The organism is Burkholderia sp. Ac-20384 (assembly GCF_017104605.1).
In the GTDB taxonomy this organism is placed as follows: Bacteria; Pseudomonadota; Gammaproteobacteria; order Burkholderiales; family Burkholderiaceae; genus Burkholderia; species Burkholderia lata.
Genome location: NZ_JAAGPE010000356.1, coordinates 1 through 8,453 on the forward strand (window position 1 = coordinate 1; position 8,453 = coordinate 8,453).

General features: G+C 68.9%; 9 protein-coding genes and 1 pseudogene. 2 read left to right on the top strand and 8 right to left on the bottom strand.

The genetic code is table 11. The annotated features are described in order from the left end of the window. A partial coding sequence (locus tag G3O00_RS36935; protein ID WP_206145962.1) for an AraC family ligand binding domain-containing protein occupies window positions 1-516 on the bottom strand: 516 nt, incomplete at its 3' end. Between the two features lie 170 nt (window positions 517-686). Here G3O00_RS36935 and G3O00_RS36940 point away from each other — a divergent pair. Both G3O00_RS36940 and G3O00_RS36945 read left to right on the top strand, forming a co-directional pair. Then, window positions 687-1,520, top strand: a complete 834-nt coding sequence (locus G3O00_RS36940) for a MoaF C-terminal domain-containing protein (protein ID WP_206145968.1) — start codon at window positions 687-689, stop codon at window positions 1,518-1,520. Continuing rightward, the gene (locus G3O00_RS36945) at window positions 1,517-2,326 is read left to right on the top strand and encodes an SDR family oxidoreductase (RefSeq protein WP_206145963.1); all 810 of its coding nucleotides are present in this window, start codon (window positions 1,517-1,519) and stop codon (window positions 2,324-2,326) included. Before G3O00_RS36940 ends, G3O00_RS36945 begins: the two co-directional genes overlap by 4 nt. 99 nt (window positions 2,327-2,425) lie before the next feature. Here the strand turns inward: G3O00_RS36945 and G3O00_RS36950 are convergent, their stop codons facing one another. The 7 genes and pseudogenes from G3O00_RS36950 to G3O00_RS43675 form a co-directional block, all read right to left on the bottom strand. Next, entirely contained in the window at window positions 2,426-2,908 is a 483-nt protein-coding gene (locus G3O00_RS36950; protein WP_206145964.1) for a cupin domain-containing protein, read from the bottom strand. A 354-nt stretch (window positions 2,909-3,262) separates the two neighbouring features. After that, on the bottom strand, window positions 3,263-3,955 hold the full coding sequence (locus tag G3O00_RS36955) for a dihydrodipicolinate reductase (RefSeq protein ID WP_206145965.1): 693 nt from the start codon (window positions 3,953-3,955) through the stop codon (window positions 3,263-3,265). Between the two features lie 163 nt (window positions 3,956-4,118). Then, window positions 4,119-4,886: a DUF4410 domain-containing protein gene (locus G3O00_RS36960; RefSeq protein WP_174932708.1), complete on the bottom strand. Its 768-nt coding sequence runs from the start codon at window positions 4,884-4,886 to the stop codon at window positions 4,119-4,121. 547 nt (window positions 4,887-5,433) lie between these two features. Continuing rightward, window positions 5,434-6,780, bottom strand: a complete 1,347-nt coding sequence (locus G3O00_RS36965) for an ATP-binding protein (protein WP_206145966.1) — start codon at window positions 6,778-6,780, stop codon at window positions 5,434-5,436. After that, window positions 6,780-7,493 (bottom strand): response regulator, encoded by a 714-nt coding sequence (locus tag G3O00_RS36970; protein WP_041493228.1) that lies wholly within the window; start codon window positions 7,491-7,493, stop codon window positions 6,780-6,782. Before G3O00_RS36970 ends, G3O00_RS36965 begins: the two co-directional genes overlap by 1 nt. Before the next feature lie 44 nt (window positions 7,494-7,537). Next, on the bottom strand, window positions 7,538-7,843 hold the full coding sequence (locus G3O00_RS36975; RefSeq protein ID WP_206145967.1) for an EF-hand domain-containing protein: 306 nt from the start codon (window positions 7,841-7,843) through the stop codon (window positions 7,538-7,540). 393 nt (window positions 7,844-8,236) lie between these two features. Further along, window positions 8,237-8,335, bottom strand: a pseudogene (locus G3O00_RS43675) (LysR family transcriptional regulator); the annotation flags it as partial. Between the last annotated feature and the right edge of the window lie 118 nt (window positions 8,336-8,453).

An 8,453-nucleotide genomic window follows, 5' to 3' on the forward strand; every position in this document is an offset into this window, starting at 1 on the left:
TAGCCGCTCCCGGGCGATGCGGATCGCCGGTGCGACGCCCGCCGGCGGCAGCGTGCGGTTCGCGTGCCGGGCCAGCAGCCCGGCGACGAGCATCACGAGCGCCTCGTCGCGGGCGAGCGGCTGGGATTCCCCGGCAACGATGCGCGCATGCAGCCGGCCGACCGAGGCTGCGAGCCGCGTATCGCGCACCGCCGGATGCGCCAGTTCGACGCCGCCAAGGCCTTCTTCGGCCGCGACGCCCGCGACCAGCGCGGGCGCGAGGTACAGCATTCGCCAGCGTCGGCCGGTGCCGGCCTCGATCGGCGAGCCGTCGTGCATCTCGCCCGGGTTGACCATGATCGCGTCGCCTGCCAGCGCGTCGACCTGCCCGCGGCCGCTCCACGATCGGTGCGCGCCGCTGACGATCACGCCGACCCCGAATTCGTCGTGCGCATGGCGCGGAAATGCACGGTCGGATTCGAGGCTGATCGCCTCGATGCCTTCGCCGGTCCGTCGGTAATGGGTGACGCGATGCATGTGCGCTCCTCGCGCCGGTCGCGGCGCGGATTTCGTGCACTTTAGCGCGTTCCGGCGCCGCGCGCCCTTCATCCTTTTGGCCGATACCGCGCGGCGCGCGCAGCCCGCACCATGTGCACATGAGCAGCGTACATGGCCCGCCGGGCCTGAAGCTGCGCGGGAGACGGCAGGTGGAACGACAGGATCCGGTATTCATTCAGGTTGGCGCGCTCGCGGACGGCTTCGCGCCGGAAGCGAACATCCTCGCATCCGTCGACGCGCTCGCCGGGCGGACGCTTGCGCTCGGCGACGCAGCGGGTGCGTGGCGCGTCTATACGTTCGAGCCCGGCGCGCTGCAGTGGCGTGATGCGGCGACCGACACGGGCGGCCGCGAGCCGTGCCGCGTCACGCGGCTGCGCGACGGGCTGTACTTCGTCGACTACATCGATTCGACCGCCCGCGCGACGTCGGCCAGTCTCGTGATCGATCTCGACAACGGCGTATGGACGTCGGTGGTCGGCGTGTTGCCGACCGAAGCCGACACGCGTATCGATGCATTTACGCGAGTTGCCCGCGGGCTGCCGCTGACCGGTGTCGAGGCCGAGTTCCGGCATGGCACGCTCGGCGGCCACACGCAGCCGGGGCGGCTGCACGGGCCCACGCGCGAGCTGATCGGCAAGCGGACGATGTATCGCTACAGTCCGACCGAATGCTACGAGCACATCTACCTGAACGAGAACTTCTACGCTTGGCAGTGCCTGCAGGGTGTCGAAGGCGGCCTGGCCGATGTCGATCGCTGCCATTACTTCAGGATTGCAGACGAGCTGTATCTGTTCGTGTGGCGCGAAAAGGTGGTGCCCACGCTCGGCGTCGTGCTGATCGACCTCGCGCAGCGCAAGACCGACGGCAAGATCTTCGGCTACCAGGGCGGCGATTTCGGCACGCTGTCGAACTTCCCGATCGGCGCCCACGCGCAGGTGCTGAACGACACCGTGCATCCGCTCGGCGGCGAGGCGCAGCGATGAATGCCGTGCCGGGCAGCGGCCGCTTGCGTGCGGATTTCAGCGGGCGCGTCGTGCTCGTCACGGGCGCCGCGCAGGGGATCGGCGCGGCGATCGCACGCCGTTTCGCGGAATCCGACGCGTTCGTCGCGCTGGCCGACCTGAACGGCGAGGCGGCCGCCGCTCAGGCCGATGCGCTCGCGAGCACGGGCGGCGAGGCGCGCGCCTATCGGGTGGATGCCGCCAGCCGCGACGAACTGGGCGCGCTGGTCGCGGCGGTCGAGCGCGACGGTGGCCGGCTCGATGTCGTCGTCCACAATGCCGCGTATTTTCCGCTGACGCCGTTCACGCAGATCGACGAGCCGACACTCGACCGGACGCTGTCGGTCAACCTGTCGGCGTTGTTCTGGCTCGCGCAGGCCGCGTTGCCGGCGTTCGAGCGCGCGGGAGCGGGGCGGCTGCTCGTCACGTCGTCGGTGACGGGGCCGCGCGTCGTGTATCCGGGGCTCGCGCATTATGCGGCGTCGAAGGCGGGCGTGAACGGCTTCATTCGTGCGGCGGCACTGGAGCTCGCGCGCCGCAACGTGACGGTCAACGGCGTCGAGCCGGGCATGATCCGCACGCCGGCGGCCGGCAATCTCGGCGACGCATCGGTCGCGGCGCAGATCGCGCGCGACATTCCGCTCGCGCGGATGGGCGAGCCGGAAGATATCGCGAACGCGATGCTGTTCCTCGCGTCAGCAGATGCCGCGTACATCACGGGGCAGACGATCGTCGTCGACGGCGGTGCGACGTTGCCCGAGAGCGGGGCGTTGCTTGGCGGTGAGTGACGGTGGGCCGGGTAACGATCGACGCGGCAGGGTGATCCCGGCGGCCCGCTGCGAGCTTGCGCGGCGGGCTCGTCGTGTTCCGTCGCGGGCATCTGCGCGTCAGTCCGGCTTCCCGTCATGGTCTCCGAGCGGTCTGTCGGGCCAGTCCACCCAGCGGTCCGCGCGGGTCAGCTCGTACGCCTCGTTCATCGGGTAGCGGATGCGGTTGTCGTCGCGCGGGCGTTCACCGATCACCATCAGCCGGACGTCGTCCTTCGTGTTGTTGATGAAGGTGTGGCAGATGCCGGTGCCCGCCGGAAACGCGATGGATTCGCCTTCGGCAACGGGGTAAAGCACGCCGTCGATCCAGACGTCGGGCTTGCCTTCGAGCACGTACACAAATTCCTGCTCGGTGCTTTCGGCATGCGGATAGGACGTCCGCCGGCCTGGCAGAAGCCTCACGTGATGGATGCCGATACGCGTGATGCCGAGTTCGGCGGAAAGCGGTGCGTCCAGCGCCATCGGCTCGGTGTCGCCGCGATAGCAATGCGCTTCCGGTTCTTCGAGCTCGGTCCAGTGCTTGATGAAGTCGGGGCGGGTCATCGGTTGCACTCCTTTCGGGGGATGTCGAGGGTAGCGGTTCAGGCGCCGACGTTAGCGGTGAGTCGTACCCCATCTCGGCGAATGGACCTCGGCCGATAACTTACCAGCGAATGCGGCAGGACGATTGCTCGTCGAATTTCTCGAGCGGTCGTGGCAGCAAAGCCGGCAGGCGTGATCTTGGCCGCCGGCCATGCGGGATGTCAGGTGCCGGGCGGCGAGATTCATGGCGGCCCGGATGTCGCGGATCGGGTGGTCGACGACATCCACGGAGATCAGCACCGAACCTCTTCTTGCGTTGCGCGAAAAACGTCGGCGTCGCTGCGCACAAGTGCCGCCCGCCGCGTATCGCCGCGACTACAGCCAGCTGTTGCGGATGAACTCGACGATCGAATAGCGGCGGTGCTCGAGATCGTGCTGCCGAACGGCGTCGACGATGCGCGATACACCGTCCGCGTAAGGCGTCGCACCCACCACGCGCGATTCGAACTGCAGGCTGCACGCACCGTCGTCGATGCGGATCCGGTGAATCGCGTGGCGGCCGAGCTGGTCGTCGGCGACCGCGAATTCGCTGCGCTGCACGTCCGGGTCGCGCACGGAGCGGATGTCTTCCGGCCGCACGCCGAGCGACTGGCCGATCCCGACGGCCGTGCCGGGGACAGACGTCTTGCCGGCCTGGTGCGACTCGGTCAGGCTGATCCGGCAGTCATGAAACAGGTGGCCGCTGGTTTCCAGCATGCTCATGAACTTGAGCATCAGGATGTTCGTGTTCGGACAAAGCACGACCGGGAACGCGTGCGAGCCGGTTTCGAGCTCGGAGCCGGTCGACAGTTCGACGAGTGGCGATCCGGTGGCCTCGCAGAACGCGATGACGTCAGGGAGTTCGCGGCCGGAACCGGCGTGCACGACGATCGTTCGGGCGTCGCTACGCTGCCCATTGTTGCGCGCGCTGTCCGACCAGGGGATCACGCGGCAGGTGGCCGGGTCGAGCCGGTGTGCGTCGAGCAGCTCGCTGGCCAGCTTGCCGGTTCCTACGACGAGTACTTGCATGGAATTGACGGGTTGAAGTTCAGGATTCGGGACGGGAGCGGCGCGGGCCGTCGTCGGGTGCCTCGGCACGGTCGCGGCGCGTGGCGCCGGCGCGGCCTCGCGCATTATGCCCGGCCGCCCGCCTGCGTGCCCGCCGGGCCTCGCCGGCGGGCGGCCCGGTGCGTCAGCTTGCCGACACAGTCGGCAGCCACGCATTTGCTGCGTTTTGCGTCGCGAGTTGTTTCGCGATCGAGCGCGCGAGGCGGTCCGTATCGGACGCCACCGTGTCGTGCTTCACTTCCGACACGCCATGCAGGCCGGCGCCAACCGCCGCCGACGTCGCGAGGCGGCCTGCCGCCGCGCCGACCCCGGCGGTTTCCACCATGCCGGGCAGATGGCCGCTGTTCGCGCTGGACGAGAACGTGCCGAGCGGCTGCGGCGCGCCATGCGCCGGCTGGAACAGCACGGTGACCGATGCCTTCACTTCGCTCTTGCCTGCGCCGAGCCCGATCAACGTGCGGCGGCGGCGGTTGCCGGCGTCGATCGACTCGAACCGGCCTTCGACGACCAGCGCGTCGCGTCCGTCGGGCACCGGGCCGCGCAGCGCGGGGATGCCTTGCGACCGGAGTTCGCGCACGAGGGCGTCGGCGAGTTGCTCACGGGTCTTCAGCGCGCTCTGCTGGCGCTGTACGTCGGCGGACGAGCCCTTCGCGAGGGTCGCAATCTTGCTGATCATCCCGCCGTCGACCTTGACGTCGGTCGTGTCCACATCGAACGGGGACACATAGACGACGTCCGCACGAACCTGCGGCTGCGTGTGGGCGGTCGGCGCGGCGGTCATGGACGTGGTCGCGGTCGATGCGCAGCCGGTCATCGCGAGGGTGCCGGCGATCAGCGCGACACTGGTCAGACGTTTGGCGTGGGCAGCAAGTGCGTGAAGGGAAGAAAACATGTCGATCTCCGTGGCCTGGGTGAAGTTGCCGATACTGTCGCGGCATTCAGGAACGCGAACGATCGGAAGCGGGGCGTGATCGCTGGCTGGGGAGAGGTTTCATGCCGTTGCGCAACACGCAGGCGCAAGTATGCGGAGGTCAGGCTTGATACGCCACGCAGGAATTATGTCGGCGCATGTCACATGCCGCTGCGCGCGGATACGTGCGGCCGTGGGGCTGCGAGGCAGATAGTCGATCAGACGGTCAGACGGTCAGACGGTCAGACGGTCAGACGGTCAGACGGTCAGACGGTCAGACGGTCAGACGATCAGAAGGCCAGAAGGCCAGAAGGCCAGAAGGCACACTACAGGCGGCAGGCGGCAGGCGGCAGGCGGCAGGCGGCAGGCGGCAGGCGGCAGAAGGCAGAAGGCAGAAGGCAGAAGGCAGAAGGCAGAAGGCAGAAGCCAGAAGCCAGAAGCCAGAAGCCAGAAGCCAGAAGCCAGAAGCCAGAAGCCAGAAGCCAGAAGCAAGAAGCAAGAAGCAAGAAGCAAGAAGGCAAACAACCCATCACGCCGACAGCGATCGCCGCACCGCCCCCGACGCATCGAGCGGCAACGTGACGACCGCCTCCAGCCCGCCGCCATCGCGGTCGCGGAACGTCAGCGAGCCGCCGTGCAGGCGGGCGATCCGCTCGACGATCGCGAGTCCGAGGCCCGTGCCGCCCGCATGGCTGCGCGCGTTCGCCCCGCGGCTGAACGGCGCCTTGAGCCGTTCGAGTTCGGCCGCGCCGATACCGTTGCCGCGATCGCTGACCACCGCATACGCGATGCCGCGTTCGGTCCACGTCCGCACGCCGAGGCCCGTCCGGCCGTAGACGACCGCGTTCTGCATCAGGTTCATCAGCAGCCGCATCAGGCTGATCGGACGGAATGCGAACGCGGGCACCTCGCCTTCGTCGAAGTCGAATTCGTGGCCGAGCCCCGCGAAATCCGCGACGAGCTGGCCGATCAGCGCATTCAGGTCGCCGGTTTGCGGCGTTTCGCGCTCGCCGCTGCCCGCGTAGTCCATGAATTGCTGCAGGATCGTATCGATCTGGTCCAGGTAATGCTCGGTCGACGTGGTGAGCGCGTCGTGCGTGCCGCGCGGCAGCGCCATCGCGATCGCCAGACGCAGCTTGGTGAGCGGCGTGCGGATGTCGTGCGACACGCCGGCCAGCATCAGCGAGCGGGTCGCTTCCGCCTGTTGCAGCGCGTCGGCCATCTGGTTGAACGCGCGGCTCACGTCGGCGATTTCGGTCGGGCCGTCGGTGGGGAGCGGCGGCGGGCGCTCGCCTGCGCTGACGCGCTGCGCCGCGCGCGCCAGCGCGTCGAGCGGCCGGTTCAGGTGGAGCTGGATCAGGTAGCCGGTCAGCGCCGCGAGCAGCGCCAGCCCGACCGACAGCACGAGAGCCGTCGTGATGCCGCTCGCCTGCGCGTCGGCGGCCATCGGCAGCGGCACCCACACCGGCGAGCCGGCCACATGCAGCCGGATCCACAGGCGTTCGTCGTCGCCCGATTGCCAGCGCGCCGGAAGGTCGGGCGGCAGGTGGCGTTCGAGCGCCTGCATGAACACGTCGCGCTGCCAGGTGCGGAAGAAGGCCGCCAGGTTCGGCGCTTGCGGCGGTGTGGCGGGCGGCAGCGCGGCCTGGCCGCCGAACTGCGCGATGACCGTGCCGCCAGCATCCGGCGGCAGGCTGGCGAGCGTGCGGTCGAGCAACTTCACATAGTCGGAGAAGACGATCGAGGCCCGCTCGATGCGCGGGCGCTGCACGTAGTGCAGCAGCACGGTGAGCGAACAGGCGAGCGACAGCGCGACGAGCGCCACCAGCAGCGCGATGTTGCGCGCAAGCAGCGAGCGCGGCAGCGGGATGCGCATCACGAATCGACGCCGGCTACCAGCATGTAGCCGATGCCCCAGACGGTCTTGATGAAGCGCGGCTTGCCGGGATCGTCCTCGACGATCTGGCGCAGCCGCAGGATCTGCACGTCGACGCTGCGGTCGAGTGCGGCATGGTCGCGGCCGCGCGCGCGGGCGAGCAGGTTCTCGCGGCTCACCGCGCGGTTCGGCGACGAGCCGAGTGCGTGCAACAGCAGCATCTGCGCCGAATGGATTTCTACGGGCGTGCCGTCGCGCATCAGCGTCTGCTGGCCGACGTCGAACGTGAATGCGCCGAAACGCAACCGCTGCGACGTGACCGTCGGCTCGCCGGCCGCCATCTTCTGTCGCCGCAGCAGCGCGCGGACGCGGGCCACGAGTTCGTCGGGGAGAAACGGCTTCGCCAGGTAATCGTCGGCGCCCGTCTCGAGGCCGACGACCTTGTCCGCGGCGTCGCCTTTCGCGGTGAGCATCAGGATCGGCAGCGTCTGGCCTTCGGCGCGCAGGCGCCGGCACACGCTCAGGCCGTCCTCGGGCTCCATCATCAGGTCGAGCACCAGCAGGTCGTACGGTTCGCGTTGCAGCAGGCGGTCGAGCCGCTTGCCGTCGGCGACCGCACGGACCTGGAAGCCATGGCCGGTCAGGAAGCGCTGCAGCATGTTGCGCAGCTCGGCTTCGTCGTCGAGCACGACGATCCTGCAGGACTGTTCCATCGCTTGCCTCCCGGTGCCGTGCGCGGCCGGATTGTCGTGCGGGTTCAACGGGCCGCCATGCGCTGGCGCATGAAACCGGCGAGCTGCTCGAGCGTGACGTAGCCGTTGTGCTGCGTGTCGATTTCGTCGAAATGCTGCGCGACCATCGGCATGCCCGCGGCGGCCTGCTCGCGGGTGAGCTTGCCGTCGTGCGTCGTGTTCGCGTTGGCGAAGCGGGTCTGCAACTGCATCAGCGCGCGTTCGACGCGTGCACCGCCGTTCGCCGCGCCGGGCGGCACCTGCTGGGCCGACGCTGCTGCTGAGACGATACACAAAACGACGACGGCAATCATCTTCTTGATGGACTTCATGGGGTTTCTCCTTGCGTGGCCGACGGTCTGCGCCGGCCGGGTGGTTGATGAAACGGATGGAAAACGAAACGAAACGAAGCGGAACGCCGCGGCGCCGGGTTACGCCCAGTGCGCCGGCACCCACACGCGGCCGGCCCAGTGGGCGGGCACCCAGATGACGGCGCGCGGCGGGTGAGCGACATACACGGCGCGCGGGGCGACGTACACCGAGCGCGGCAGCGGCGGTGCGAGGTACAGGACCTTCGGCGGTGGCGGTGCGACGTAGACGACGCGCGGCGCGGTCGTGACGACGACAGCCTTCGGCGGTGCAACACGCACGACCTTCGGCGGGGGCGGCGGCGTGACGATGACGGCGGCCGGCACGGGCCGCGGGGCGGCCGCGTGCCCGGGGAGTGTGCCGCCCGGCGCGCTCCGGTCGAACACGGGCCGCCCGCGCACGCTGGGCGGATCGAGCGTCTCGAATCCGCTCAGGGCGTCCGGTACCAGCGCCGGCGTACATGACGAGGACGTGTTGCAGGCCAAGCGTTACCAGCTTGCCGGTCGGCAGCACTTCATCGCACGGATGGACCGTGTTCGATTGCATCTGTCTCACTCCATGATCTTGTTTTCG

Bases quoted from the DNA above. Each gene is read 5' to 3' on its own strand.
- G3O00_RS36950 (WP_206145964.1), bottom strand. From the start codon at position 2,908: ATGACCCGCCCCGACTTCATCAAGCACTGGACCGAGCTCGAAGAACCG.
- G3O00_RS36965 (WP_206145966.1), bottom strand. From the start codon at position 6,780: ATGCGCATCCCGCTGCCGCGCTCGCTGCTTGCGCGCAACATCGCGCTG.
- G3O00_RS36975 (WP_206145967.1), bottom strand. From the start codon at position 7,843: ATGAAGTCCATCAAGAAGATGATTGCCGTCGTCGTTTTGTGTATCGTC.
- G3O00_RS36970 (WP_041493228.1), bottom strand. From the start codon at position 7,493: ATGGAACAGTCCTGCAGGATCGTCGTGCTCGACGACGAAGCCGAGCTG.
- G3O00_RS36955 (WP_206145965.1), bottom strand. From the start codon at position 3,955: ATGCAAGTACTCGTCGTAGGAACCGGCAAGCTGGCCAGCGAGCTGCTC.
- G3O00_RS36945 (WP_206145963.1), top strand. From the start codon at position 1,517: ATGAATGCCGTGCCGGGCAGCGGCCGCTTGCGTGCGGATTTCAGCGGG.
- G3O00_RS36960 (WP_174932708.1), bottom strand. From the start codon at position 4,886: ATGTTTTCTTCCCTTCACGCACTTGCTGCCCACGCCAAACGTCTGACC.